The following is a 25,096-nucleotide window of genomic DNA, read 5'->3' on the forward strand; positions in this document are numbered from 1 at the left end:
CGGGCGGTTCACCGGTCCGCTTCCTGCCGGGGTCTTCATCGTGGTCCGGAGTCAACTCGCCGATTCCGGCCCCGCGTGCACCCCGGGGTGCGGGATCGTCGTCCCCGGGGTCGTGGACCGCGGCCCGGTGGGACGGTGTTGGAGGTGTCTGTGGAGACGGACGAGACGTGGACGTCGGATGAGTACGGACGTCCCACGAGGGCCGGGTGGGCGTGCTCCTCGATGACGGGACGGCCCCGAAACCGGTCTACTTCGACTCGGCATCGGGCAGCTCAGGCTGGGAAGTGAGCCATTGGAGCGTCTACGACGGCGCCGGCACCTACCAGCCGCGCCCGAAGGCACACCTGCTGCGCGCGGAGTGCTCCTGCGGCTGGACCGGAACCCGCCACACCGTCGACTGGACGACAGCAGGGGAGGCCCCGTTCCACGAGAGCGGACTGCCCACCGCCGAGCGGTGCGAGGACGACTGGGACACCCACCTCCGCACCGTCGCCACCACCACGATCCCCCTCCCCACCGAGCTGGAAGCCCTCTTCCAGACCGTCACCGCCGCGATCGAGAACCTGGCCCAGGACTCACCGACCGCCGCCATCAAAGCCGCCCGCACCCTGGAACTCATCGCCCAACGCACCGCGCACTGGCCGGCCCACGACGCCCGCGACCAGGACCCGCAGACGGTAGCCGCCGATCTCGGCCTGTCGGTCGACGCGATCCGCGGCCTGCTGGCCCGCTTCGGAGGCTGGCACCCCCACGGCTGACCGACGGCCACCGACCCGCCCCCGGCCACGGCTCCGTCCGATGGATGCCGGCAGGGCGGCGAGGGGGCCTGGCCACTCGGGCACCGTGCCTTCGAAGCAACAGGCCGGCACTGAAGGGAGTCCCCGGCGGGCGGGTGTCCCCGTCTCCACAGGCGGGGTGGCTCGGTGGTGACCGGTGGCCGCGGCGCGGCGTTGTCCCGGGTATGGACATGGACGACGAAGACTTCCTCGGAGTACTCCTGGACGCCGCGACAGACACCCGCCTCAAGCTCCTCACCGGCGACGAAGCCAGGGCGGTCATGATGCTGCTCGGCGCCCTGGAGGAAGAGACCCGTTCCGAGGAGGTTCGCCGGGCCGCGGGTGAGATGCGCTTTCGCCTCGGCTCACGTCTTGCCCTGCCCGGCGATCACACCGGCTCGCCGACGCCCAGGGTGTGACGGGGGTGGCCAGCGTGTGGCCCCGCCGGCAGGAGTACTTCGTGATACCCGGCCGCCGGGTCCGGTTCCCCGCGGGCAGTACCTCGTGCGCCGGATCCCGTGCACGGGTCGACGACGCAGGGCCGCCGCCCGTGCGGGGCGACGGCCCTCCATCCTGCCGGTCTGCTTACGGGGCGGGGGTGAACTCCACTTCGGTGCCGCCGCATCCGGCCGCGATGTCCAGCAGGCGGTCGCGCTCGAGTTCGTCGACGGCCAGGCCCCAGCGGAGCTTGGTCGCGGTCCACTCCGAGCCGTAGCGGCACAGCGCGTCCGCGGACGGCGGCAGCCACTCCGCCGGATCCTGATCGGACTTCTGACGGTTCGAGCGGGCCGTGACCGCCACCAGGGAGGTTTCCTGGCCGAGGTCGTTGGCGTACGCCTCCCGGCGCGCTGCCGTCCAGGCGGAGGCTCCGCTGTCCCAGGCCTCCGCCAACGGGACCAAGTGGTCGATGTCCAGCGCCCCGGCCGGGGTCACGGGTCGTTCGTCGTAGTACGACCACCACACCCCGCCCGTCAGCGTGCAACCGGGGCCGATCTCAGGGGCCTCGACCGCCTCCGAGATGAGGACTTCCAACCTGGTGTTGCAGCCGTCCAACGGGTTCGCGCCCGCGTTCCAGTGCTTGAAGGAGGTGCGCTGGTATCCGGTCCGGTCCTCGATCGCGAGCTGGAGAGCGGACACCGCGACGCCGATCGGCACGACCTGCGGGGCGGCGGCCGGCCCGGTTTCGGCGGCGTGGGCGGTCGTGGCGGGCAGGGACAGGGCGAGCGCCGCGGCGGCTACGGTCGCGGCCCACTTCATGATCATCATGAGGCTGGTTGTACCGGCCGACCCGGCATCAGGAACAGCCCTCTGAAGCCGGGTTCACCCGGCCGAGGCGACAGGTTCACCGACGAAACGACACTGCACAGCGGTTGCCGGTGGCCCGGCGGTCACTGGTATGCAGGCGCGTGCATCATTGCCCGGTCGTCGACGAGTAGCGGCCAGAGGCGCACGTTATGCGACAGGGCCAACCTCGCCGGGGCCATCAGAGCGAAGCCGGTTCCTCCATGGCTATGTCGAGCGCAGCGGGAGCAAGGAGGCGCTGGTCGCTGACCTCGCGCGTGGTCTCCCGCCAGAAGGGCGCCTTCAACTTGCCGCGATCCTGGCCGCAGTGGCGTCCGACCTGGGCGCTATCTGATCGACACGGAGCGCAGATCGAGGCCCGTGCTCAAGCAGCGCCCGAACGCAGAGGCCGGACTCGGTGAGAATCCGAGTCCGGCCTCTGCATGTGGATGGATCCGGGTGCGGCTGGAGAGCTGGAGAGTGCACGGCGAGCCGGATCGACTTGGGGTACAGGATCACGGGACGGCACTCTGACGGGACGCTGACTATGACGTACCTGGTGGTGGGGGGAGACGTGGGCGGGGGTGCAGGATGACGGTGCCGGGTGGGAATCCGTCGAGGCCAACCACGCGCTGGGCGCCGGAGATCGTGATGCGGACGCCCTGTAGTTCCTGTAGAGGAGCGATGTCGGGTGCCCAGCCCCAAGATCCCAGATGGATGGTCTCCAGGTTGGGGAAGCAGTCGGGTATGCGGTGGAGAGCGATGTCGCTGCGCCGGCCGACAAGGCTCAGGTGCTTGATGCTCAGCATGGGGAGGGCATTGTCGAGACTGTTCTCGCCGAGACCCAGGACTGTCAGGTGGGCCAGGGCCGCGATCTCTTCCCACTCGACTTCGTCAAGTTCAAGGTTGACGGTGAGTGCCTGCAGGCGGGAGTACCGGGAGACTCCGATGATGGAGGCTGCCACGTTCCCTCCCAGTGCCAGTTCGGTGAGTTCGCAGCGGGCCGGTAGATGACGAAGGTCTCTCCATGGCAGCAGGGTGTAGAGGGCAAGACGATTGAGGGCCGGAAGGTCAGCAAGGGCGTCGAAAGCGAACGTGTCGGCCATGTGCAGCAGGTGCAGATGAGGCAGCTGTATGCCGGCCAGGTCTTTGAGGTGGGTGATCTGCGTGCAGCCGGATAAGGCGAGTTCCTGCAAGGGGAAGTCACGCACGAACCGGACCGAGTCGAGCGCGTCGCCCTCGTAGATCTGTAGGTGCGAAGCATGCTCGACGGACAGGTGTGGGGCGATCTCCGCGGCGGTGAACGGTCCTCGGAACGTGACGCGGCGCAGTGGAGGAAGCACGGTGAGCGCGTCGAGCTGTTCGCGGGTCGTCACCGTCACGCTGTGGGAGGCAGAAGCCGCGAGCCGGGGGAGCAGGATGTCACGCGCGTACTCGAACGCGTCGAACTGTTTCCATCCGACGCTGAGTGCATACTCCGCCTGCGTGTCCAGCCCGCCGGATGGAAGCGTGGAGGTGAACTGCTGGAGCACTCCGTATGCCTGGTCGCCTCCGATGGAGGCAGCCGTGCGTAGGACAGCTGCGGCTTCGTCCGCTTCCAGGCCTTCTGCGGTGCGGGGGAGCAGGTCCAGGATTCCGGGCCCGAGTGCGGACAGCAGGTCGGCTTCCTCCTCGCTCCGGGGCGGCAACCATCCGCTGGCCCGCTCTTCGACGAGTCCGCGAATGTGCGGGTCGACCTCGGTGGCATAGTGCAGGCTTGCCGCTGACAGAAGATGCAGCCGGGCCCTGTTCTGTTCCTCGCGATCACCCCGCTGGATGAGCCCTAGCAACAGCTCATCGGCCTCGGCAGGGCGGGCGTGGGCCACGGCCATGCGGATGACGTCTTCCCACTGGTCGTCGTGGGCGTGGTTGATCAGCAGCGGCTTGTCATGGCCTTCGATGGCTGCCTGCGCGCCCAGATAGTCCTGGAAGGTGCGATGGACGAACTCCACCGTGTCGACAGCAGGCGTCCGCAGCAGTCCGGTACGGCCGATCAGATGCGCCAGGGCCGATTCGGCATCGCCCTGACCTGCTACCGACGGCATCGCTGGCAGCGCATCGGCCAGCAACACCAAGGCGGTCCCCCGGGACATTTCGGTCTGCCGGTTGCGGATCAGCCAGTAGGCGAGCCGCTGCAGCAGTCTCACGCTTTGCTGCTGGGTCAGCTGGAGACCCTCGGGGACATCGATGCCACGTTCGTGATCCCGGCGAACCAAGAGCATCGAAAGCGCCGCCGCGTACAGTTCCATCCGGCCGTGAGGCAGATGGCCGCGCCGCTCCCTGTGAAGCGCGCAGATCAGTGCGCACATCAACGGCGTGGTCGACAGCTGTGAAAGATCACGCTCACTGCGCACCGTGGTCTGCATGGCGGTTTCGAGCTGGTGCAGGTACGTGCGCTCTTCGTCGCTTGCAGCGTTGTGGCGCGCGGCCGTGTGCCAACGGCTGATGAACACGCGCGTATCCGCAGCGGTCATGGGCTGAACGGTGAGTTCGGTGAATCCGTACTGTGAGAGCCAGCCTTCCGGAACGGCGGAGGGCCGTGTCGTGACGACCACACGCAGGTCCTTGTAGGCCGCGAGGAGTTCTCGAAGCCAGAGGCTGGTCGAGTGCCTGAGTTCCCTGGGAACTTCATCGACCCCGTCAACGAGCACCAACGCCCGGTTTGAGAGAACTGAGTCCGCCCAGCCGGCGGGCTGGAGCGCAGCCAGGGGAGGAGCGACGGCGGACAGGAACTCTTCCGCCTGGGGCAGCCGGCCGCGGCGGACCAGTGTTCTCAGCGGAAGAACGAACGGAATGCGGCCCTGCAGGTCTGAGAGCTCGCCAGGCAGAGACTCGGTAGCCGCTGAGACCGCAAGCCACTGGAGCAGCGTGGACTTGCCGCTGCCGGCGAGCCCCTTCAGCAGGACGCGAGGGTTTCCCGCAAGTGCCTGCTCCGCACGGCGTACCACGGGTGGAGAACCTGAATGCAGCCCCGTCATCCGCCAACTGTCATTCGGCTGCGCGAACTCAAGACTGAGATAAGCCGCGTTGAGCGGCCAGGCAGCGCGGCCCGAGTGGCTCAGATCGAGGCCCACCACAGTGAGCTTGCCGTGCAGCTCGGCCACGAAGCGGCAATAGCGTTCCTCGAACGGGAGTACTTCGTTACGGACACGGAGCCCGCGCGTATGAGCCGCGGCAGATGAGGCCTGCCAGCGTGGTCCGGCAGGCGGCTCGGCCCCGGCGGACTTGGGCCGGAAACCGCCTCCCTTCTCCGCCTGGCGGCGCAGTTCCAGCAGGCCTTCCGCGCCGAGCTTCAAGACCCGCGCCAAGGCCGCCACTGTCCGTGCGGACGGAATCTCCGCTCGGTTGAGGACATTGCTCACCGTCGTACGCCCCAGACCGGACTTACCGGCCAGCCAGGTCACCGACTGGCCGGAGGCGGCGAGGGCATCCGTGATCTGGGCCTGCAACCGCGCCAGTGCGTCCTGCTGACCATCCGGAACGGGATGGTCCTCGCCTGCGCCACTCATGATTCCCCCGGCCCACGTGCACGTGACTGTTCAGGAGTGTTCATCATCGTCCGCCTGAACCCTGTCGCACACCCGATTCGCGAGGGTCGGTGCATCAGCCGTTCCACCTCTTCGGGGAGTTCGACATGCCTGCTCTGACCGTGGTTCTCTTCACCGTCTGCCTGATCATGATCGCCGCCTTCATCGCTGCCGCGGCAGCGGCGAAGCTCGCCCGGCTCGACGGCGCGACCTACCCGGCGGCGTGCCTCGTGGCGGCGACTGCGTTCGCCGCAGTCCTCACTCTCGCCGCTGCGGTCACCGGAGCCTTGAACGCGGTTCTGACCTGATCACACTCCGATGGACATCGGCCAGGGGAGTGCACGACATCCCGGTGGTCGGCGGTGAAGCGGGGCAGAGCCTCGTCGTGGACACGTGAACTCCTCCGGGAAGCACGAAGCCCCCGGCCGGTGGGCGGATTCCAGGGATCGTTGCAACACAGGTGAAGTGTTCAGTGCTGCCAGTCGGTTTCGCCGCCTGGGCCTACCAGGACTGGTTCGAGTCCTGAGCCGGTGAGGCTCCAGGACTCGTAGTCGGGATCTGGATCGACGCTGAGTCGAGTGCCGTCGTCAAAGCCGAGGGACAGGGTGCCGAGCCCTGTGACCTCGGCTTTGGTGACGGTCTTGGTGAACAGGCCGAGGAGCGGCGCCAGGGCCGTGCCCGCCCCGGGCAAGAGGATGGCCTGGGTGGCGGCGGCATCGGTGAAGGTGATCGGCGTTTCGATGACGAGCTCGCCTTCGAGGCGGATACGGCCGTCGGGCTCGTGATCAGTGAAGCTGATCCGGACCTGGTAGTCGAAGGCGCTGCGGGTGACACGGGCACCGACCAGCTCTGCGGGGACTTTCACCACACCTCCAGCGGCTCAGTGCGTCGTGAGCAGTGTAGACAGGCGTCCAGCTGGGGTTTCCCAGTCGAGCGTCTTGCGTGGGCGGCTGTTGAGCTCGGCGGCCACGGCGGCAAGGTGCTCGGGGCTGTGGACCGCCAGGTCGGTGCCCTTGGGAAAGTACTGTCGCAGCAGGCCGTTGGTGTTCTCGTTGGAACCGCGCTGCCATGGGCTGGCCGGGTTGCAGAAGTAGACCGGGATGTCGGTGGCCACCTGAATGCCCGGTGGGCGGCCATTTCCGAGCCCTGGTCCCAGGTCAGTGACCGCCACAGGTGCCGAGGAAGCGTTTCCACGGTGGCGAGAGCATTGCGGGTCGCTTGCGCGTTGTGGCCGTGGGGCAGGTGGACGAGCATGACGTAGCGGGTGGCGCGCTCGACCAGGGTTCCGATGGCGGAGCGGCCGTCCTTACCGATGATGAGGTCGCCTTCCCAGTGGCCCGGGACCGCCCGGTCGGCCGCCTCGGCGGGACGCTCGCTGATCATCACCATGTTCTTGACCGGGCGGCTAATGCGCTTGGCGGCGTGACGGTGCGGCCGGCGGTATGCCCGTCCGGTGCGAAGAGCCCGCGTCAGTTCCCGGCGGAAATCCCCGCGGTCCTGGACGTAGAGAGCCTGGTAGATCGTCTCGTGGGTCACGTGCATCTCCGGCCGGTCAGGGAAGCGGGCGCGCAGGACCCGGCAGATCTGCTCCGGGCTCCACCGCAGGGTCAGGTGGTCCTGTATGAAGTCCCGCAGCTCGGGGTTCTGCCCGATCTTCCCGGTCTTGGGCCGGGCGCGTCGCCGTTCGGCCCGCCGGTGGGCGTGGAACGGCTGGCAGGCGAAACCGCCCTTGGGCATGGGCCGGCGGTTGCGCCGGACCTCTCGGCTGATGGTGGAAGGACTGCGTCCCAGCTCGCACGCGATGCGCCGGATCGACGCCTTCTCCCGCAGCCGGTCGGCGATGTGAATCCGCTCGGACTCGGTCAGGAACCGAGATGTTCCTGGGCTGTCGGCGGCCTCAGGCGACGCGGAAGCCGGCCCGGTCCCGAAGATGGGAGGGACCGGCTTCTGGCCGTGCGGCGGTGAGTGCCAGCCGTTACGCCACCGTTTGCCGGTGCGCAGGTTGATCCCGACGATCCGCGCCGCATCCCTCGTGCTGTAGCCCTGCTCCATGAGCTCGAAGTATGCGGCGCGTTCCCGCACCAGCCTCCCGCCGCCCGGCGTCCGGTTCTCCCGGATCTCGAAGTCCATCGCAGCCCCTGAGCTGGGGTGTTGCGACGACCACTGGAACGCAAGGTGGCCGGGGGCGGGTGGCTGTGCGTGGTGAAGGGCGTCGGTGACGTGGTCTGTTCAGCGGTTGCGGGTGGTGGGGGCTGTCGTGTGCTGGTGTGCGTTCGATGACGCTCGATTGGGTTGGAGTGGGATTCCGTGGGTGGGGCGCAGCATTCGCACGGCTGCCGTCAGTTCTCGTAGCGGGTGCGCATTGAGTCTTAGAACTCTTGGGCGCGTACTGCCTCGCAGCTGGCACATGGGAGCCCTGTGATCCAGGTGGAGGCCGGGTGGCTCTGTTGGGCGGAGGGGCGGGTGCGGCCGTACTCGATCCGGAGCGGTCGGTGGCACAGCGGGCAGGGGTCTTCGTGGAGCAGTTCGTGATTCGTGCGGCGGACTGTGCACGCGCGCGCGGGCTACCGTCTCGGTCTGCCGTCGGTGGCCCGCCTGGCGGGCGCTGGGGGTAAGGAGTTGGTGACGGCTTCCCGCCCGGCGGGACGACCCCCGGCCCGTGCCTCTGCGCAGGTCATGAGCGGGTTTCCATGACCGGGTGATCAGCAAAAGTAACGTCCGTCCGGGAGACGGGGTGCAGTACCTGTTCCGCGGTGTGATGGTCGGCGCCCTGCGGGCACGTCGCTGCGCGCGCCGCCCAGGAGAAGGCCGGTGTTCCGCCCGGTGTGTGGAAGGGCCGGGGCCTGGCCGCGGTCGGCCTTACGGCCGGGGACGTGGTGAGCGAGCGGCAGGCCGAACTCCTCCTCGGCGAGGGCCGGCACCCGGACGCCGACCGGATCGAACGCGAGCGCCTGGCGGCGGGGGACACCCCGGCGAAGGCCCGGCGGGCGACCGTGCTGGGCAGGCCCATCGAGCACAACCAGTCGCCCGAGACCGAGGAGGCCAAGGAGCGGACGGCCTGGCTGGGCATGGACTTGGTGTTCCGGGCGCCGTCGACGGTGCACATCGCGTGGGCCCTCATGGACGACGAGACCCGCCGGGTGCTGGAGCTGTGCCAGGACATCGCACGGGACAAGACGCTGGCGTGGCTCGAGGAAGCGGTCGCGGAGATCCGCTGGAAGAGCGCCGGCACGAGGCGCGCCCGTGTCCGCGACGGTCTGATCGTCGTGGTCTTCCGCCACTACGAGTCCCGTGCCGTCGATTCGCGGCCTCTGCTTCACGACCACGCCGTGGTGTCGATCCGTGCCCGCCGGCCGGACGGCACGTGGGGCAACCAGACAGCCGCCGCACTGATGACGCACATCGTCGCGGCTGACACCCTCTACACCCTGCTCTTCATGGAGGAGGTCTCGGCCCGGCTCGGGTGGGCGTGGGAGCCGCGCGAGGTGACGCCCGGTCGCCGCCCCGTCATGGAGATCGCCGGGATCGACCAGCGATTCATCGGCTGGCAGTTCACCCGCCGCCAACAGATCGAGGAAGCGCTCCCCGTCCTCACCGCCGAGTACGAGGCCCGGCAAGGGCACCCGCCGGGGGAGCGGGCCGCCTACGCACTCGCCTGCCAGGCCGCCGACCAGACCCGCTCACCCAAACGCAAGGAGCTGCGCTCGCTCTCCGAGCTGCGCGCCGTCTGGCGGGATTCGGCGAGTCGGTTGTACGGAGCCGACGTCGTCGACCGGCTGGCGGAGCGCGCCCGAGCAGCGGCTGCGGCGATATGGGCCCGGGTACGCCCTGTCGTCGACGTCGCCCTGGCGGCTGTCAACGTCGCCGCCGTGGTGTCGGTGATGCGCGGCGGGTTCAAGCACCACCACCTCCTCGCCGAAGCCCGCCGCCAGCTCTCCTACGTCCTTCGCGGCCGACCCCACCGGCCCGGCCTGGACGAGGAGATAGTCCAGGCGGCCATCGACGGCTACACCCGCCCGGCCAGCCGGCGGATGATGACCGCCGACCTGCGCGCCCTGTACCCGCACGACATCGGGGACCAGGCCGTGCTGCGCGCGCTGACCCGGAAGAGGTCCGCCTCCCCGTACGAGCGAGCCTGTCTTGCCGCTGCCGCACTGACCGCCCGCGTCCACGCGCTTCGCCGCGCGGACCGGCTGAACTCCCGGCCCCGGCCGCGCAATGTCACCGTGTCAGCCACCCTGAGCCCCCGCCCCGGGCGGAGGGCCGGCCGGGACCTGGGGCCGATGACGGACGTCGCCGCGGCGGAGCAGACCAGCCGGACGCTGGAGGCCGCCGCCGCCGAGATGGCCGCCCGCCTCCAGGCCGGCGTCCGCGAACGAGCTGCCGCCCGCCTTGCATCACAGCCCGCCCCGGCGACGGCCCCACCGCCGTACTCCCAGCAGCCTGTCCAGCCCGCACAGGGCCGGACACCACCCACCGGAGGAATCGCATGACCGACATGCCGCCCGCGGACCCGAGGATCGAAGCCGTCGCAGCCCGGCTGAAGGAGGCCGCCCAGGAGCGCGCCGGAGCGTTCGGCCCGCCGCCGGTCTGGCAGCCGATCTGGAAGCGGCCCCGGAAGCCGAAGTCCATCAAGGCGAAGAAGGCGGAGCTGGCCAAGCAGCGCAAGCGGCTCAAGGCGGCCGGTGTCCGACGGTTCTACGGTGCCCAGTCGCGCCGGCCCCGGCCCCGGCAGAACCGCATCGGCAGCGCCGGGGCCCGCCGCGATGCCCGCGCTCTGTCCCGGATGCGGCACTCGAACGCCTGGCTGTGGTGACGATCCCCAGCATCGTCCACCGAGTGGACCACCCGATGCCGACACCGGGTGGATCCCATCGAGTGGCTCCACTGAGTGGACTCCACCCAGTGGACGCCACTCCCCGCGGTGGACTCCACTCGGTGGACTCCACCCACGCGGTGGATCACGCGGTGGAGTCCACCGCGGTGCGCACCCGATTGACGGTGGACTCCACTCGCGGGCGCACCACGATGTCCCGCACCGCACCGCACCGGGTGCGGACCATCAGCACCCTCGTCAAGCCACCCCTTGTCCAGGTTCGGACGACCCCCTTGTCCACGCTCGGCGCCACCCCTTGACCGGGCTCTCCACTGGCACGTTTCTCCTTGACGTAGCCGGTTGCGGCCGCCGATCAGGGCCTGGTCAAGGGGGTGTGTGATAGGGCCGCGCCAACACGGAAGCGCACGCGGTGCAATGCACGGTGGTGCGCATTATGGCCCCGCCCCGCCCCGCCCCGCCCCGCCCCGCCCCGCCCCGCCCCGCCCCGCCCCGCCCCGCCCCGCCCCGGTGCGGTGCGGTGCGGTGGTGCGTGCACCGCGCCCATTGGGTGGAGGCCACCCGATGGGCGCGGTGCGCACCGCCGTCGTCTCCGCCGCGAACTACACGATGGAGAGGCGCACCAGGTGGGCGCTGGCCGGTGCGGGGTGGGCATCGAGGCCCTGGCCTACTCCCACTGCCTCCAGCTGGCGCAGGACATCGGCGACGTCCTCGTGGTCGTCGGTAAGGAACTGCAGGACGAAGTCGATGACGGCGCAGGCGATGCCCTCCGCGGCCTCCGGCCCCGCCTGCGCCCAGGTTCGGAGGGTGGCCACCAAGACCCGCCCGAGGGCCTCCAGGGCGAACATCTCCGTGGTCGGCTCGCCGGCCTCCGGGCCGGGCAGGGCGGTGACGGGGACGACGACCCGCACCGTAGGACCGGCCCCACCCCCCGCCACGGCGCACGACACACACCGTCGAAGCACACCTCACGCCCCACCAGCGCGCGCCCCCTGCGTGCCGGACGAAGCAGGCACCCGCGCCGCACGACCGCCTCGGCCGCAACCGTCTCGAAGAGCTGATCGTCCTCAACGACCTCTTCCAGCGCGGCATCGCCGTCAAGGTCCTGGACCCTTACCTTGTGCGGTCTGTTTCATGGGTAGGTTGACCCGAAACCGGGCGCGGCAGCGCGCCGCCGACGAAAGGGAGCGGCTCGTGGAACAGCAGGTACGGGTATTGCCTGACGACAACGGGGTGCGCGTCATCGTCTGCGTTGGTGAGTTCGACGCCGACACCCTCGGCCCCCTTAAAGCAGCCTCCACCGCGGCCGCCGACGACCCCGAAGTGAAACGGATCGTCCTGGACGTCACCGACATTCGCTTCGCCGACTCTTCCACGCTCAACGTGATGCTGCTCCTGCTGCGCACCGGCCGCCTGGTCCTGGCCGGCCCCATTCCCGCCCAACTGGCCCGGCTTCTGGACCTCACCGGGGCCGGTGAACTGTTCCCGACCGCCGGCACCGTCGAGGCGGCGCGTGTCCTGTAGCTGTCCACGAAGCCGGCCGGCCGGGGGCCGGTCCGCCCCGTGTGGTTCCGGCGTCGTCCGCGGGTGGTGTTCGTGGGCGCCCTCGATGGCATGCGGGAGTGAGCGCCCGGATGGGGAACTGTCAGTCTGTGCGCGGGTGTTGTCTGTCCGTCATCCTCGTGAAATCCTTCGGCTGTTTGCAGCAAGTTCTTGCGTGGCGTCTCGGTGCGGCTTTCATCCGGCCTGGCTTGCGTCGCTCCAGGGTCGGGCTCCTTTCCTGAAGAGAAGGAAGAGTTCATGTCGTTCCTGCGAGAGAGCAAGCAGCGTCTGGCGGTGGCCGGTGTCTTGGGTGCCCTTGTCACGACGGCGGCAGTGGTGGGGACCGCCACTCCCGCCGCCGCGTTCAGCGGCGTCTTCATCTACGCCAACCCCAACTATTCGATCCCGGTGTATCCGGGGGGTGCGCCGGTGCAGGTCGCGGAGCTGACGGGGTCGGCGAAGGACACCACCTCCTCCATCGGCAACAGCACGAACCTCTCCATGTGCTTCTACGAGCACAGGAACTACGGGGGTCTGGAGTTCAGGATCGGCCCCGGCGAGTGGTGGGCCACGATCCCCGGGTGGATCAACGACAAGATCTCGTCCTACCGGCCCTGCTGACCGGTGGATGCCTGCCCGGCACTCCGGTGCCGGCCTCACGGGCGCCACGCGTTGCGGCCTGGCAGGGAGGATGGGCTGCCGCCGACGTGGTGGTGGCGCACCTGGGCCGCGGCGGGTGTTCGGGAGTGGGGGACGCGTTCGTGGTCCGATGACAGAGCGGCGAAATCTGCCGCATTCGTATGTTCACCGCACGGGTCGTGCAGGTGCCGGCCCGTAGAGCACCGGAGGTTTTGATGACCGACGAAGCAGCAGGTCGCGGAAACGTCGTACTCGTCCATGGGGGGTTCGTGGACGGCTCGGGCTGGCAGGGCGTGTACGACGCTCTGAAAGCCGACGGCTACCGCGTTGCCGTCGTGCAGAACCCGACCCTCTCCCTCGAAGGCGACGTGGCCGCCGCGCGGCAGGTGATCGACGCACTGGAGGGCCCGGTGACCCTGGTCGGTCACTCTTATGGCGGGGTGGTGATCACGGAGGCGGGCAACCACCCGAAGGTGACCAAGCTCGTCTACATCGCCGCGTTCGCTCCCGACAAGGGCGAGTCGGTCAGCACCCTGATCGCCGACCCGCCTCCCGGCGCACCCGTTCCGCCGATCCTGCCGCCCAACGAGGGTTTCCTGTTCCTGGACCGGGACAAGTTCGCCGAGTCCTTCGCAGGCGACCTGCCCCGATCGCAGGCCGAGTTCATGGCCGACTCGCAGGTGCCCTGGGGCGTCGACGCTCTGGGTGGTGCGGTCTCCCAGCCGGCCTGGCAGTCGAAGCCGTCCTGGTACCTGATCGCCACCGAGGACCGCATGATTCCGCCCCCGGCCCAGCACGCCATGTCCCAGCGGATCGGCGCGCAGACCGTGGAGGTCGCAGGCAGCCACTCCGTCTACGTCTCGCAGCCCGACGCCGTCGCCGACCTGATCCGCCAGGCGGCCCAGAGCTGACCGGAGGCAGTCGGCCGTACGTGCCGAGGCATCCCTGCTCGTCGTGCCCGGGGTGGTCATCGCCGCGGTCCGTCGGTTCCCGGTACGACAAGCAGGGCCGAGACGCTGCGCCCTCCCGGCCCGCGTCGAAGCGCTCCCGCGACGCGGTGGTCAGAGAGGACTGACTACCGGTCGGTGTGCTCGTCGGGGGACAGCAGGTCCCTGGCCCGGCGCTCCATCAGGATCGGCAGATACGTGCGCACGCGCGCGTACCGGAGCTCCTCGTACGCCGTCTCCACCGATACCCGCACCAGGCGGGTATCCAGCTGAGGGTGTGCCTTCATCAACCGCTCGACGACATCGCGGATGACGAGCGCATCCTCGGCCTCCGCCATCGCGTACTCCAGTCCTCCGGGAACAGTTCTCCCTCAGTCTTGCGGAGCGGCTTGCGGCCCGGAAGTCGATCTTCCTCCGCTCTGTTCGTGGCCTGCCCGTTCCTCCCACCTGCCTCCCGCCCGCGGACGCCGTTTCCCGGCTGCTGGCCGGATGCCTGTAGGAGCCGGGCCGCAGTCGCGGGGGCAGCCTGTGGAGGACATGGCGTCGTGGCGGTTCGTCCGGCCCTGCCGCGCGTCGGGGAAGAAGTCATACCGACAGGTCGGTTGGGCTCCCCGGTATGAGGTGGGGCGGGTCCGTCTCCGCCACAGGCGCCAACATCGGAGTGCTCCGGGTTGGCGGCGGCCGTGTCCCTGCCTGGCCCAGGTACAGAGTCCCGCCAGGAGCGCTGTGGACTAAAGGGGTTGTTCGCCCTGCGAGGCGGTCACCGCCGTTGGATCAGTTCGCGGACCGGGGCACTCCTGAGCGACGCATGGAGGGAGGAAGCCAGGCAGGTACCTCGGCACGGAGGAGGTCGAGCGCTTGAGCGTCTGGCGGTGGTGGCCGGGGTGTCCCGGCGGTGGGTGTCCGGGCAGGGCCCCAGCGCCGGGATGCCGTCGCGCGGTAAGCGGGGGACCCCCGGCGACGGCAGCCCTGTAACGCGGTCCCGACCCGCGGGTCACGAACTCTGTCGTGCGACGTTGACGCGTTCCGGGCAGGGCGCGGACCCGTACGTCGCCCCAGCGGGCAGAGGGCCGGTCAGAGGCGGCTTCGGGAATCCCCGTCATTGTGGAGCAGGTCGCCTGCCCTGCGTTCCAGCAGGACCGGCAGATAGGTACGCACCCGCGCGTAACGGAACTCGTCGTAGGCCGTCTGCACCGCATCGCGGACATCCCCTGCGGCAAGGTCGATCCGGGCCTTCAGGATGCGTTCGGCGACGTGCTGGATGATGAGGGCGTCTTCGGTGCCATCATGCGCACCTTCTATCCCGGATCCTGGCCTCCGACAGCCCACCGCTCTGACATGGCTTGATCGTCGGACCCCGCCTCCCGTGCACCAAGGCGCTCCACGACGTTCCCCACCTGCACGCACGAGGGCTGATCGTGTCGAGCGACGGACCGCGAACCTGTTTCGTCCCCGGCGGAATTCAGGCGACCGCCTCGGGGCCCGCCCCGGTGCGTTACGGCCACCGGTGTCCGTCGTTGGGCATGAATGACCGATCCGACCTCCCACACCGGCAACGTCAGGCCGCTACGGCCGGCGAACGCCGCGACCGCGTGTCACCTGTGCTCGCACCGCGACCAGAGCCCCGCCGAACCGGCGCGCACAGTCACCTTTCGACCAGCCTCCGGTCCGGCCCTCCGGGTGGACCTGTGCTCGCGCTGCCACTCGCGCAGACCCAGCCGCGAACACGAGGAACTCGGCCCGGCCGACCTCGCCTGGCGAGCGCTGGAACACGACGCCACCCGCCTGCTCACCGCACACGAACAAGGCCACTGGACACCGTCGGACGGCGAGGCCGAGTTCGTCGCCGCCCTCGCACGGACGCCGTGGACGGAGGAATCGCTACGCACCGCCCTGCGCGAGGCCGACAACCAAACGCCGGCCGCCTCCTGCGGGCCTTGGACAACAACGCGGTCATCGTCCTGCGCCACGTTCCCGCCGACGACCTGGCACTGCACTCGTTGCGTCGTCTGATCGATGTCCTCGCCACCGAGGCGGAGCGACCGCCGGGTGGGCGCGGCCCGGGCGCCGCATGATGCCGGTTCGTCGCCGCTCCAACCGCGCTACGACCGCGTCTGTTGCCCGAACACGGACCGTGCCGCGATGTTCAGGGCGGTTCGGCAGCGCATCGGCAAGCTGACGGGAGCGGTCCCCGCTACCTCGCCCCGGTTCTTGTCCGACTTGTTCTTGCCCGGTCGCACGCGGCGCACCGGGGTGGCAGGGCCGGATGCCGCGCCGCACCTGCCATCCCGAGCGCACGCACGTACTACACACCAGCTCTCGTGTGCGACGGGCCTGCCACACCGCTCAGTCCTGCCCTGCGCCCCAGACGGCTCCCCACATCGGGTGGGCAACGGCCGCGGGCATCACAGCGTAGGTCGAGGAGACGGCCTCACCGGTGCCTGGGTCGCCAGACTCTTTCGCCCCGCAGTCCGCCGGGTCCATGGAGTTCGTGCCGGGTCGGGGCCGCCCCCGAGCGGTCCCGACCCGGTTGGGAGCGGTGGGTCAGTTCTGGTTGAGGGGCAGGGCGATGTCGGTGATCTGCTGACGGTCGGGGAAGGCGCCCCGGCTGGTGGCCTTGCCGGTCAGGACGTTGACCGCGTAGAGGCCGTAGCCGTTGCCGGTGTTGATGGCCGCGAAGCCCGTGTTGGTCCCTGTCTTGGCGTTGTAGTAGATGTCGAATCCGGCGTCGGGTTCGGCGTTGACGCCGAGGTTCCCGGTCGGGGCGAGGGTGCCTGCGTTGGCCGGGGACTGGAGCGAGATCCGGTTGGCCAGCGTGTCGAGGTCGAACAGTGAGGTCGCGGTCGCCGCGTTCAGGTCGTTGTTCGTGTACGCGGCGCCGGTCACTCCCATGGCGGTCGACGGCGGCGTGGTGGGGTTGGTCAGCGTGCCGTCGACCGTCGTGGTCAGCGGCGTGGCCGGGTCGTCGATGTTGTGGCGCAGGTTCTGGCCGGTGTTGGAGATGACGCGCAGTCGGTTGGCGGCCGGGTTGAAGTCCACGCCGAACTGGGCCCCGGAGAGGCCGACGGTGAGCTGGGAGACCTTGGTGGCGCGGGCGTTGTCGGTGTTGAGGGTGTAGATGCCGCCGCGGTCGCCGACGCCGTAGAGCTTCTCGTTCTGGACGCGGAAGTCGATCCCGACGAGCCTGGTGTCTCCGGCCAGGCCGGACACCCGGCCGATCGAGGACGTCTTTCCGGGATGGTCGACGTCGAATTCCACCAGGCGCTGGTCCCCGGTCAGTCCCACGGCTCGGAGGTCGTGGTGGTCCATCGCCGGGAGCGTCTTGGCGGGCGGGGTGTCGATGTCGGAGGCTGCGGCGGCCGGGATGGCGCTGAGAGCGGCGAGGACGGCGGAGGCGACAAGGGCAGTGCTGCGAGTGCGCATGTTCATCCTTCACGGAGGTTCGGCTCGTGACGCCGCCCAGCCTCGGGGCGGAACTCACCTTGAACTCGGAGCCACCTCGTGCCCGGGCCGGGCAAACCATGGAACGCCACCCCATCAGCCCATGGCCCGTCGCCTTCCGGCTCTGGCTGGGAAAGCAGTGCGATGGCCTCGTCGGCGGGCTGCGTCGTGTGTGCCGTCACCTCGGTACAGACCGGCCGGTATGTGGCTGCGTTGGTCGGCCGGCGCGTTGCATGCCAGGGTCGTCGGCTCTCGACTCTCGGCAGGGAGCTGCTTTATCGGTGCCGACCTTCTCCCCGTCGGCTTCGTACGCTGTCAGATTGACCAGCTGCGCGGTGCTGGGAAAGCTGTCGGGTGTCAGGACCGCTCCGTCGGCCAAGTCGGGCACCGAATCAGCCGCCAACGGGGAACCGATGTCGGCCCGCGATGGCGCACCGGTTCTGTGCGGACCGCGGCTCCGCGTGTCGCGGGGCCGCGGCGGCACAAGGTGGTTCAGATGCCGATGTTGCGGCCGTAGTACTGGCCGACCTGGTCGCGGTAGGCCGCGTTGCCGCGGTGCTTGTCCTTGTCGTACTCGGGGGAGTTCTTGATCTGCTCCTTGGTCAGGTTGACCTTGATCTCCTCTTCCTTCATGTCGACGCGGACGACGGTGCCGGCAGGCAGGAGGACTTCCTTGCCGAAGATCCACGTCGCCGGCTGTTCGTCGATACCGTCACGGGCTTCGGGCCGCGGGGATGGTGGGGGCCCGACACGCGTGCGTGACGTGTGCGGACGGGGGCGGGGACTTCCTATGGTGGCGGGCATGGATCACTACGCGGGGCGGCGGCGTGGCTGCCGGAGCCTCTCCGACGTCCAGGACGAGTTGGCGCGGCGTTTGGAGGCGCGGGCGGCCCGGCTGCGCGCGGAGGCCGGCCGCGACGGCGGGGACGGCCTGTCGGTGGTCGAGGCGGTCGCCCTGGCGGCGGTCCAGCTCGGCCTCCAACCGCCGGCACCGACCGCCGGGAGCCGGTCCGCAACCGGCGGCGCGCCGGGTCGTTGAAGAGCCGGGATCCACACCGGTGCGGGCAGACCCTGACCGCGATGTCCGTGTCGGACCCGGGTCCTGACGCCTGATGCGCCGGCGTCACCGCCGGGTTCGGCGGGAGTGGTTCGCCGCGCGCGGCGGTGTCCGCGTCGGGTGTCAGGACCACTCCCGATGTCCCGGCACGACGACCACGACCGGCGTACTCGGACCGGCGTCGCGGCCGGGCGGGCGACGGCATGACCGCGCATCCTCCGGTGCAACCCCGGTTACCTAAGTGCGCAAGTGCCCCTGCGGGGCGTCTTTCCGCTGGTCAGGCCCTGTAGCGGGCGCGGAGGTAACCGACTCGGTAACTGGCCGGGTAACAGGGTCACCGGCCCAGTCACAGGCCCTGCGCGGCGAACTCACCGGTTGTTGAACTCACCGGTTCACTCACCGGTGAGTTCACCGGTCGGTGTTGCCGGCCGGGTGGCTTGGGGCGCTCGCCGGTCGGGTCGTTCGCGGCTCGGTTCGGTCCGGGATCGGCGACGTCGCCGGTCTTGTTGGACGTCGGCGACGGGGAGGCGGTGGTGCAGCTGCGGGGCCGGCGGATGGGGTTTCAGACCAGTGCTCGGTTCTTCGGTCGGTGGGCCCCGGCGGTTGGCCAGGATCGCCGTGGTGCCTCCGCAGAAGTAGCACAGCACCTCCTGTTTCCTCCCGGCCGCCTGCTCCGAAGTTCCATGTGGTGAAGCCTATTTCGCACAGTAGCGAGGTGGTGCCGGATTGGTGACCAGTCCCTGATTGGCCCACGGCCTGGCTTTGTTCACGGGTCGTGGTTCTGGCTCAACTTCTGTGGAGCTGGGCCCCGCGCCCGCGCCGGACCAATGAACTGACCTGCTGGTTCCCATCGTTCCGGGGCCCGGTGAACCGATCGTCGAGCCGTCACCACAGAAGTTGAGCCAGAACCTCGGTCCGGGGTCGATGTTCACGAGAACGGGAGGCACCCGGTGCCCGCCTCTGCCGTCCGAGTTGGGTCAGTCAAACGCAGGGCTGGCTACAGGGGCCAACCGTGCTCCGGCAGCGGCCCGTACCTCTGGTGTTTCCATCAGGTCGTCGCGGAGCACTCTGATCCGCTGCAAGGTTTGCGGGTGGTGGGGTGCCGAGGCGATGCCCAGCAGCCGTGCCCGCTCCTCGCAGTCCCAGAGCGACTCGGTGTATGCGTCGTCCAAGCCGGACGGGTCGATTGCGCTGAGCGCTTTCAGGTAGTCAGCGCGCTCGTACGAGTGCGGGGTGTGCCGCCAATACCGCCAGAGGACGGGCACGGCGTCGGCGGCTTCGGGTCCGAAGCGGGCCAGTCTCCTCGCCGTCGTATCGGGACCGCACCAGGCGCGCGCCTTCCACTGTTCGGCGAGTTCGGCCACGAGCCCCGGCAGCGCCTCAGGCTCGGGGTGGTCTGCCAGAACGTCCGCCCCCAGCCGGGTCAGCCACTCCCGCCCGTCCACGGCCCACCCACGCGCCGCCGGCACTGCGAGGGCTCCGAGACGGTCGACCGCTCGCCGGAGCAGGGGCATGGACCGGCGGCCGTCCGGGGTTCCGAGCGAGGGCACGAGTGGGATCAGCCCCTCGGCCGGCTCCCTCCCGGCCAGCGCACGCAGCGCATCGATCTTCGTGTTGAACTCCGTGCCGTCGGCGGCCAGCAGGGCGAACAGCTTCTCGTCGCTCAGCCCGCCAAGGGACGGCCGCGGAGGGAATCGGCGGCCCGGCACCTCGATCCCGAACCGGCTCCACGGCTTGAAAGACCACGGAAGATACTCCTCCCCGCCGATCCTGGCGCGCGCGACGTCGCCCAGATCCTCCCACCACTCGGCCGGCCAGCCATCCGCGACCGACTCCAGGACCGAGGCCCAGTGCTTGCCTTCCCGGATGTATGTCCGAAGCCCCTCCCGGGCCTCGTCCGAACCGGCGAGGGCGAGCAGCTCCAGCACATCGGCGGCCCGCGAGCACGCCTCCTCGTCCCCCGCCAACTGGCCAACGACCGGCGCCGGCGAGAGCTTCAGGTCCCGGATCAGCCGCGCCTGGTAGAGGTAGCGGGTGTCGGTCTGGTAGTCCCACTTCCAGTCCCGACGGATCCCGTCGTACACGAGCGGCGCGGCGGCACCCGGGTCACACTGTGCGCGCTCCGCGCCCAGCCCCCGGCCTCGCTGCAGCAGCCCTTCCAGCGTGTCGTGGCGGGCGTAGGACAGGGTGCGGGACGTCTCGTCGTGATAGCTCATCACGCCACACCCTGCCTCGCTTGGGGCCCGGTTGCCATGCGTTATCGGCCCGAACCACCGGACGCAGTCGTCGCAGCGTTTCGGCCGCGGTCAGTGCTGATCGACAAGAGCTGCCCAGCGCCAACGACGCGAACAAGGGACGGGAGGACGGGACCCTGTCAGCCCCGCAGTCTCGTGCTGTCGAAACCCGTGAACAAACGGTGTCCTGCCTCGGGGCCTCGTGCCTCCCAAACCGGTGTCGAAATGCTGACCATCCTCACGTACAAAGCCACAACGGAGAGCCCCGGCGGTCCGTGAGGGCTGCCGGGGCTGTTTCGGGCCGGTGTACCGCATCTTCGAGGGGTGAGCCTGTCCGTGCACGGCCCTGCCCTGCGCACCCATGTCGGCGCGGGTGCGGCGAGCCTATCGGGCGCCGGGGCGTCCATCCCTGGTAGCCGGCCGCGCGGCGGAGCACCCCGGAGCGGTGAAGCCCGCGCGGGCCCTGTTCCACGGTGCTGCGGTGGGCTTTCACACGACGGCGGACGTCCCCCGGTTCGGGGAAGGCCGGTCCGCCTCGGCCGGTTGAGGACCGGCCGAGGCGGTGCCTGTGTTTTGGATCATGGCGGCTCTTGCCTTGCGTGGTCCGTTTCGTGGGTAGGTTGACCCGAAACCGGGCGCGGCAGCGCGCCGCCGACGACAGGGAGCGGCTGGTGGAGCAGCAGGTACGGGCACTGCCCGACGACAACGGAGTCCGCGTCATCGTCTGCGCGGGCGAGTTCGACGCCGAGACCCTCGGCCCCCTCAACACAGCCGCCACACGCGCCATCGACGACCCCCAGGTCAAACGGATCGTCCTGGACGTCACCGACATCCGCTTCGCCGACTCCACCATGCTCAACGTGATGCTGCTCCTACTGCACACCGGCCGCCTGGTCCTGGCGGGCACCGTGCCTCCCCAGTTGGGCCGGCTCCTGGACGTCACCGGGGCCGGCGAACTGTTCCCGACCGCCGACACCGTCGAGTCGGCACGCGCCCTGTAGCGCCGCCGCCTCGCGCGCCGCGTGGAGGCGGGGACCGAGGGACGGGTTCATCGTCGGGCGGCCGGCCTGGGCAGCCCGCTGTTTCGCGCACGGCTCGAATCAGGCTTCGCTGTTCGAGGCACTGCCGAGAATGCCGATGGGAACGTCGTGCAGGTTCACGAGGCCGTTCTGCATCTCGGTGTCGGGTGTGAGGTCGGCGCCGCCGCATTGGTTGAGGGGGCTGCCGAGGGGGAGGCCGAGGAGGTTGCCGTCGGCGGCGCCGGTGCCGGCGGTGGCTCCGGCGGCGTGGGGGACGGTGTCGTGGTTGACGCAGTTGGTACTGAACGCCGGTGACAGGAAGTCACCGATGCCTCCGGCGGAAGCGGGCGTGGCCGCGGCCAGTGCCGCTGCCACCGACCCGGCCGTGAGTACGAATGCCGTGGCTGTCTTGTGTGTGATCACCTCCGTAGAACGATCCCTGCCCGCGACAGGTGCGCATCCCGGTCCATGACGAGGGCGACCAGGCGCTCGCGCTGCTCGACGCTCGGCCGTTCCCGGTCCCGGTGGTGGGGTGGCCGGGCCACTGTCCGACGTCTTCACTGTGGACCGCCACCGCGGGCGCGACGTCGCCCGGCGCCCTCCCGGTCGTGGCGCACGGCCTGTGGGCTTCGGAGGCCACTCACCGGTCGAGCCGCGCATTCCCGAGTGTATAGGGCCGGCTCACTGCCGAGGTGGTCACCAAGGCAGGCGGACGGATTCGTTCTCAGGCACGGTTTCCGTGCATCCGTGCGAAGAATCGTGCGGAACGGCTGTTACGGAACTTGCTGCTCCGGTTGGGTGACGGGTGGAGGGGTGCGCCTGGTGGTGCGCTCCGGGCGCATTGATCGGCTGTGTCGTGCGCGGGCCGGGTGGGTGTAGCGGTCAGTGGATGTCAGGGCCACGCTCATGCGGACTGCGTGTAGGCCGCAGGTGTGTGTAACGGGAATGTCCAGGGTGGGTAACCGGCCTCGTCGGGGGCTGTGGTGGGCCCCGTGTCGGGTCGAGAGTTTGGGTCCTCGGCCCACCACGGGCCGGGCACCCGCACCGCTACGTGATTCGTATCGGCGGGTGAGGCACTGTTCTTGAGGGGTCACCGTATGTCTGCTTCGTCGACTGCCCGTCGTGTCGCTGCGACCGTCCTCGCCGCCGGCGCCATCGTCTCGGCCGCCGCTCTGCCTGCCACCGCTGCGGATCGGGGTCATGACCGGCACCCGCGGGTTGAGATCTCCCGCGTTCAGGCCGACGCTCCCGGGCGTGACGACCGCTCCAACCGTTCCCTGAACGGGGAGTGGGTCGAGATCCGCAACACCACCCGCCAGCCGGTCAACCTGCGCGGTTGGACGCTGCGGGACTCCGACGGCAACCGCTACCGCTTCAACGACACCCGCATCGGCGGGCGCGCGACCATCCGGATCCACACCGGATCCGGCCGCGACACCCGCACCGACCTCTTCCAGGGCAAGCGCGATCACGTCTGGGACAACCGGGCCGACACCGCCACCCTGCGCGACGACCGCAACCGGACCGTGGACACCGAGTCCTGGGGCCGCCGCCGCTAACCCAGGCCACGGCCGGCTGCCCGTGAACGGGCGGAAGCCGAACCCGCAGTGATCGTGTGCCGGGCAGTCCGCCAGCCGCCCGGCACACACACTCATGTCCAGCGCCGGGCGCCACGAGCGGCCAGCCGTTCCACCTGTCCGGCACGGCCGATGCCAAGAGCCCGGTTCCGTGACACGGTTGGCGATACGCCTTGAACATCGGAGCCGGTCGGCCGGCGGCCGGGTGTCGATCCGGCGGCCCGGTGCGCAACGATCCGCCCGGTGCGCACCGGGTCGCTGCGCGCCCGGTTCTCCGTCGTGGTTCGGAGTCAACTCGCCGGTTCCGGCCCCGCGCGCACCCCGGGGTGCGGGATCGTCGTCCCCGGGGTCGTGGACCGCGGCCCGGTGGGACGGTGTTGGAGGTGTTCGTGGAGAAGGACGAGACGTGGACGTCGGATGAGTACGGGCGGTCGCACGAGGGCCGGGTGGGTGTGCTCCTCGATGACGGGACGGCCCCGAAGCCGGTCTACTTCGACTCGGCCTCGGGCAGCTCGGGCTGGGAGGTGAGCCATTGGAGCGTCTACGACGGCGCCGGATGCCCCCGCTCCGTGCGGGCAGCGGCGCGCAGCGCCACGGCGAGCATCAGATTTGCCCGCGTCCCCTCGCGGGCTTGGGGCCGCACCAGCGGGGACGGGTGCCCACCGGTCAGGATCTGCCGCAACCTCTCCAATCGCGGATCATCCAGGACGCCTGCCGGACTTCCGGCCGTCGTGCTCTCGTCCAGTGCCACAGCTTCTCCCTCGCTCGCGTGGGCGGTACCAGGGCGGACATCGCTGTCGGCACCGCTGCGGCGACGGTATGGTCCGACCCGACACCCTCCGGGTAAATGCGCGTGCACAGCTGAAAACCATCTGAAAATGGCCAGGTCCGCCTATTCGGCGATCACCCGGCGCGAACCGGATTCGCCGCAGAGCGAATACCGCAGGCGTCGAATGACGCCCCCCGCCAACTGGGGCGTCGGCGTGGACGGTGCGCGGCGGGAGGCCTACGCGAACGACCAGGTCCAGGCGGCTTCCCTGGGTGGCGGTGACGCCGCGTTCGAACCGCCGGGGTGGGGCCGGGCCGCTGTGGCGTGCCGGCGCCGCCGGCACCCCGACTTCCCCGACCCGGCGGCCGGTACGGACGTGCGCCTGCGGTTCGACCGCCGCGTGGTCGTGGCCTGGCTCCTCGCCCACAACAAGATCGAAGTTCCCACCGGGCCGACGATCGCCACGCTGGTGCTGGCCGGGGCCGGGGCCGGGGCCGGAGCCGGGGGCGCCACGCACCGGTTCCGGTCTGGGTCGGGGGCATGCGCCTGACGCTGGCCTGCCGGCCTGCGAGGGACCGCCGCGTCGGGGCCGGTGGGTGGGGTGGTCCGCCACGGCGTGGCCTACGCGGGTCCGGGCGAGGTCTGCGTCTGCGCGCGGCACGACTGCGGTGGCGTGGTCCCCGTTTCCTGGTGCGCCGAGGACGGCGACGGGGTGGGGCTGGTGTTGGAGTGGCATGTCGGTGGCGGGATCCGCTGCACCGACGTGTCGGCTGTGGTCGGGCAGCCGGTCAGGGGATTGTCGGTTGGGACGTGTTCGGGCGATCAAGCGCGTGGAGGTGGAGTCGAGCCGTGTCGTGCCGGTCGTTGGTTGTGGGTGTCGATCCAGCATGGTTGGGAATGATCGCCGGGTTGTCGGACTGCCCTGCGTGGGCCTACGGAGACGGAGTGTTCATGGAAGACGATGTCGTCAAGCACCGGTGGTACCTCGAGGTGGGGGATCGTCGATTGGAGCCGCTCACGAGCGTCTCCGGGCTCGCGCTCGACCAGGAGTACGTGAAGGTGCCGCAGAGCTCGCGGGACGAGAAGCCGGTCCCCGACTTTGGCCTGGGTGCACCGGAGTTCTTCGGGACACTGACCCTCACGCGGAGTCCGGACCACAGCGACCTGTTCACTCAGTGGATCTCGGATTCCAAGGACCCGGCCAGAGAGGAAGCCGGTTCCCAGTCCCTCGTTCTGTCCTGTGTCAACGAGCGGAACGAGGTCGTGAAGCGCTTTCAGGTCGAGGGCGCCCGAGTTGCGAGCTGGAGCCGCCCGGACCTGTCGGCAGGTGACTCCTCGGCGGTGGAAGAAACGCTCGAACTCACCTATGTGAGCGTCAACCCGATCTGACACCTCCTGAGCCGCATCGAGCGTC

Annotated in this window: 23 protein-coding genes and 2 pseudogenes; 14 read left to right on the top strand and 11 right to left on the bottom strand. The window is 69.8% G+C overall.

Going from position 1 to position 25,096, the window contains the following annotated elements; all coding sequences use genetic code 11:
- Window positions 1-284: 284 nt before the first annotated feature.
- Together ACFYW3_RS32635 and ACFYW3_RS32640 are read left to right on the top strand one after the other, a co-directional pair.
- Entirely contained in the window at window positions 285-758 is a 474-nt protein-coding gene (locus tag ACFYW3_RS32635; RefSeq protein ID WP_389388155.1) for a hypothetical protein, read from the top strand.
- A gap of 209 nt (window positions 759-967) precedes the next feature.
- Window positions 968-1,195: a hypothetical protein gene (locus ACFYW3_RS32640; RefSeq protein ID WP_389388156.1), complete on the top strand. Its 228-nt coding sequence runs from the start codon at window positions 968-970 to the stop codon at window positions 1,193-1,195.
- Between the two features lie 166 nt (window positions 1,196-1,361).
- On the opposite strand, the gene ACFYW3_RS32645 is transcribed toward ACFYW3_RS32640, so the two are convergent.
- On the bottom strand, window positions 1,362-2,039 hold the full coding sequence (locus tag ACFYW3_RS32645; RefSeq protein WP_389388261.1) for an HNH endonuclease family protein: 678 nt from the start codon (window positions 2,037-2,039) through the stop codon (window positions 1,362-1,364).
- A 563-nt stretch (window positions 2,040-2,602) separates the two neighbouring features.
- Entirely contained in the window at window positions 2,603-5,605 is a 3,003-nt protein-coding gene (locus ACFYW3_RS32650; RefSeq protein ID WP_389388157.1) for an NACHT domain-containing protein, read from the bottom strand.
- A gap of 125 nt (window positions 5,606-5,730) precedes the next feature.
- Here ACFYW3_RS32650 and ACFYW3_RS32655 point away from each other — a divergent pair, with 125 nt between their 5' ends.
- Window positions 5,731-5,931, top strand: a complete 201-nt coding sequence (locus ACFYW3_RS32655; RefSeq protein WP_389388158.1) for a hypothetical protein — start codon at window positions 5,731-5,733, stop codon at window positions 5,929-5,931.
- 161 nt (window positions 5,932-6,092) lie between these two features.
- Here ACFYW3_RS32655 and ACFYW3_RS32660 read toward each other — a convergent pair whose 3' ends face one another.
- Window positions 6,093-6,491: a DUF6188 family protein gene (locus ACFYW3_RS32660; protein WP_389388159.1), complete on the bottom strand. Its 399-nt coding sequence runs from the start codon at window positions 6,489-6,491 to the stop codon at window positions 6,093-6,095.
- A 12-nt stretch (window positions 6,492-6,503) separates the two neighbouring features.
- Window positions 6,504-7,675, bottom strand: a pseudogene (locus tag ACFYW3_RS32665) (IS30 family transposase).
- Window positions 7,676-8,448: 773 nt separating this feature from the next.
- Between ACFYW3_RS32665 and mobF the strand changes: the two are divergent.
- Window positions 8,449-10,116: a MobF family relaxase gene (mobF, locus tag ACFYW3_RS32670; RefSeq protein ID WP_389388160.1), complete on the top strand. Its 1,668-nt coding sequence runs from the start codon at window positions 8,449-8,451 to the stop codon at window positions 10,114-10,116.
- On the top strand, window positions 10,113-10,439 hold the full coding sequence (locus ACFYW3_RS32675; protein ID WP_389388161.1) for a hypothetical protein: 327 nt from the start codon (window positions 10,113-10,115) through the stop codon (window positions 10,437-10,439). The genes mobF and ACFYW3_RS32675 overlap by 4 nt, the downstream gene beginning before the upstream one ends.
- 620 nt (window positions 10,440-11,059) lie before the next feature.
- Here the strand turns inward: ACFYW3_RS32675 and ACFYW3_RS32680 are convergent.
- Window positions 11,060-11,368, bottom strand: coding sequence for a hypothetical protein (locus ACFYW3_RS32680; RefSeq protein WP_389388162.1), 309 nt, complete (start codon window positions 11,366-11,368; stop codon window positions 11,060-11,062).
- A 232-nt stretch (window positions 11,369-11,600) separates the two neighbouring features.
- On the opposite strand from ACFYW3_RS32680, the gene ACFYW3_RS32685 reads away from it, so the two are divergent.
- The 3 genes from ACFYW3_RS32685 (at window position 11,601) to ACFYW3_RS32695 (ending at window position 13,549) form a co-directional block, all read left to right on the top strand.
- Window positions 11,601-11,981: an STAS domain-containing protein gene (locus ACFYW3_RS32685; RefSeq protein WP_389388163.1), complete on the top strand. Its 381-nt coding sequence runs from the start codon at window positions 11,601-11,603 to the stop codon at window positions 11,979-11,981.
- A 276-nt stretch (window positions 11,982-12,257) separates the two neighbouring features.
- The gene (locus ACFYW3_RS32690; protein ID WP_389388164.1) at window positions 12,258-12,620 is read left to right on the top strand and encodes a hypothetical protein; all 363 of its coding nucleotides are present in this window, start codon (window positions 12,258-12,260) and stop codon (window positions 12,618-12,620) included.
- Window positions 12,621-12,853: 233 nt separating this feature from the next.
- On the top strand, window positions 12,854-13,549 hold the full coding sequence (locus ACFYW3_RS32695; protein ID WP_389388165.1) for an alpha/beta fold hydrolase: 696 nt from the start codon (window positions 12,854-12,856) through the stop codon (window positions 13,547-13,549).
- A gap of 164 nt (window positions 13,550-13,713) precedes the next feature.
- On the opposite strand, the gene ACFYW3_RS32700 is transcribed toward ACFYW3_RS32695, so the two are convergent.
- Window positions 13,714-13,923: a three-helix bundle dimerization domain-containing protein gene (locus ACFYW3_RS32700; RefSeq protein ID WP_389388166.1), complete on the bottom strand. Its 210-nt coding sequence runs from the start codon at window positions 13,921-13,923 to the stop codon at window positions 13,714-13,716.
- Window positions 13,924-14,659: 736 nt separating this feature from the next.
- A complete protein-coding gene (locus tag ACFYW3_RS32705; RefSeq protein ID WP_389388167.1) occupies window positions 14,660-15,133 on the bottom strand; it encodes a three-helix bundle dimerization domain-containing protein in 474 nt (157 codons plus the stop codon).
- Between the two features lie 389 nt (window positions 15,134-15,522).
- Between ACFYW3_RS32705 and ACFYW3_RS32710 the strand changes: the two genes are divergently transcribed.
- Window positions 15,523-15,660 carry a hypothetical protein gene (locus ACFYW3_RS32710; protein ID WP_389388168.1) on the top strand — a complete coding sequence of 46 codons (138 nt, stop codon included), beginning with the start codon at window positions 15,523-15,525 and terminating at the stop codon, window positions 15,658-15,660.
- A gap of 469 nt (window positions 15,661-16,129) precedes the next feature.
- Here the strand turns inward: ACFYW3_RS32710 and ACFYW3_RS32715 are convergent, their stop codons facing one another.
- A complete protein-coding gene (locus tag ACFYW3_RS32715) occupies window positions 16,130-17,008 on the bottom strand; it encodes a DUF4394 domain-containing protein (RefSeq protein ID WP_389388169.1) in 879 nt (292 codons plus the stop codon).
- A gap of 510 nt (window positions 17,009-17,518) precedes the next feature.
- Window positions 17,519-17,713: pseudogene (locus ACFYW3_RS32720) on the bottom strand (PRC-barrel domain containing protein); the annotation flags it as partial.
- A gap of 115 nt (window positions 17,714-17,828) precedes the next feature.
- On the opposite strand from ACFYW3_RS32720, the gene ACFYW3_RS32725 reads away from it, so the two are divergent.
- A complete protein-coding gene (locus ACFYW3_RS32725) occupies window positions 17,829-18,065 on the top strand; it encodes a hypothetical protein (RefSeq protein ID WP_389388170.1) in 237 nt (78 codons plus the stop codon).
- A 995-nt stretch (window positions 18,066-19,060) separates the two neighbouring features.
- Here ACFYW3_RS32725 and ACFYW3_RS32730 read toward each other — a convergent pair.
- On the bottom strand, window positions 19,061-20,299 hold the full coding sequence (locus ACFYW3_RS32730) for a hypothetical protein (RefSeq protein ID WP_389388171.1): 1,239 nt from the start codon (window positions 20,297-20,299) through the stop codon (window positions 19,061-19,063).
- 638 nt (window positions 20,300-20,937) lie between these two features.
- Between ACFYW3_RS32730 and ACFYW3_RS32735 the strand changes: the two genes are divergently transcribed.
- Entirely contained in the window at window positions 20,938-21,318 is a 381-nt protein-coding gene (locus ACFYW3_RS32735) for an STAS domain-containing protein (RefSeq protein ID WP_389388172.1), read from the top strand.
- A 99-nt stretch (window positions 21,319-21,417) separates the two neighbouring features.
- On the opposite strand, the gene ACFYW3_RS32740 is transcribed toward ACFYW3_RS32735, so the two are convergent.
- Complete coding sequence (locus tag ACFYW3_RS32740; protein ID WP_389388173.1) at window positions 21,418-21,759, bottom strand: hypothetical protein; 342 nt, start codon at window positions 21,757-21,759, stop codon at window positions 21,418-21,420.
- A gap of 674 nt (window positions 21,760-22,433) precedes the next feature.
- Here ACFYW3_RS32740 and ACFYW3_RS32745 point away from each other — a divergent pair.
- The 3 genes from ACFYW3_RS32745 to ACFYW3_RS32755 all read left to right on the top strand — a co-directional run bounded on the left by ACFYW3_RS32745 (window position 22,434) and on the right by ACFYW3_RS32755 (window position 25,071).
- Window positions 22,434-22,895: a lamin tail domain-containing protein gene (locus ACFYW3_RS32745; protein WP_266976879.1), complete on the top strand. Its 462-nt coding sequence runs from the start codon at window positions 22,434-22,436 to the stop codon at window positions 22,893-22,895.
- An 896-nt stretch (window positions 22,896-23,791) separates the two neighbouring features.
- On the top strand, window positions 23,792-24,232 hold the full coding sequence (locus ACFYW3_RS32750) for a hypothetical protein (protein ID WP_389388174.1): 441 nt from the start codon (window positions 23,792-23,794) through the stop codon (window positions 24,230-24,232).
- A gap of 401 nt (window positions 24,233-24,633) precedes the next feature.
- Entirely contained in the window at window positions 24,634-25,071 is a 438-nt protein-coding gene (locus ACFYW3_RS32755) for a phage tail protein (protein WP_389388175.1), read from the top strand.
- Window positions 25,072-25,096: the final 25 nt, after the last annotated feature.

The sequence above is a fragment of the Streptomyces sp. NPDC002602 genome, from assembly GCF_042889445.1.
Taxonomy (GTDB): domain Bacteria; phylum Actinomycetota; class Actinomycetes; order Streptomycetales; family Streptomycetaceae; genus Streptomyces.

Excerpts from the sequence above, each read along its gene's own strand:
- ACFYW3_RS32640 (WP_389388156.1), top strand. The coding sequence starts at position 968 with ATGGACGACGAAGACTTCCTCGGAGTACTCCTGGACGCCGCGACAGAC.
- ACFYW3_RS32645 (WP_389388261.1), bottom strand. The coding sequence starts at position 2,039 with ATGATCATGAAGTGGGCCGCGACCGTAGCCGCCGCGGCGCTCGCCCTG.
- ACFYW3_RS32650 (WP_389388157.1), bottom strand. The coding sequence starts at position 5,605 with ATGAGTGGCGCAGGCGAGGACCATCCCGTTCCGGATGGTCAGCAGGAC.
- ACFYW3_RS32655 (WP_389388158.1), top strand. The coding sequence starts at position 5,731 with ATGCCTGCTCTGACCGTGGTTCTCTTCACCGTCTGCCTGATCATGATC.
- ACFYW3_RS32675 (WP_389388161.1), top strand. The coding sequence starts at position 10,113 with ATGACCGACATGCCGCCCGCGGACCCGAGGATCGAAGCCGTCGCAGCC.
- ACFYW3_RS32690 (WP_389388164.1), top strand. The coding sequence starts at position 12,258 with ATGTCGTTCCTGCGAGAGAGCAAGCAGCGTCTGGCGGTGGCCGGTGTC.
- ACFYW3_RS32695 (WP_389388165.1), top strand. The coding sequence starts at position 12,854 with ATGACCGACGAAGCAGCAGGTCGCGGAAACGTCGTACTCGTCCATGGG.
- ACFYW3_RS32700 (WP_389388166.1), bottom strand. The coding sequence starts at position 13,923 with ATGGCGGAGGCCGAGGATGCGCTCGTCATCCGCGATGTCGTCGAGCGG.
- ACFYW3_RS32715 (WP_389388169.1), bottom strand. The coding sequence starts at position 17,008 with ATGCGCACTCGCAGCACTGCCCTTGTCGCCTCCGCCGTCCTCGCCGCT.
- ACFYW3_RS32725 (WP_389388170.1), top strand. The coding sequence starts at position 17,829 with ATGGATCACTACGCGGGGCGGCGGCGTGGCTGCCGGAGCCTCTCCGAC.
- ACFYW3_RS32730 (WP_389388171.1), bottom strand. The coding sequence starts at position 20,299 with ATGAGCTATCACGACGAGACGTCCCGCACCCTGTCCTACGCCCGCCAC.
- ACFYW3_RS32745 (WP_266976879.1), top strand. The coding sequence starts at position 22,434 with ATGTCTGCTTCGTCGACTGCCCGTCGTGTCGCTGCGACCGTCCTCGCC.
- ACFYW3_RS32750 (WP_389388174.1), top strand. The coding sequence starts at position 23,792 with ATGGCCAGGTCCGCCTATTCGGCGATCACCCGGCGCGAACCGGATTCG.
- ACFYW3_RS32755 (WP_389388175.1), top strand. The coding sequence starts at position 24,634 with ATGGAAGACGATGTCGTCAAGCACCGGTGGTACCTCGAGGTGGGGGAT.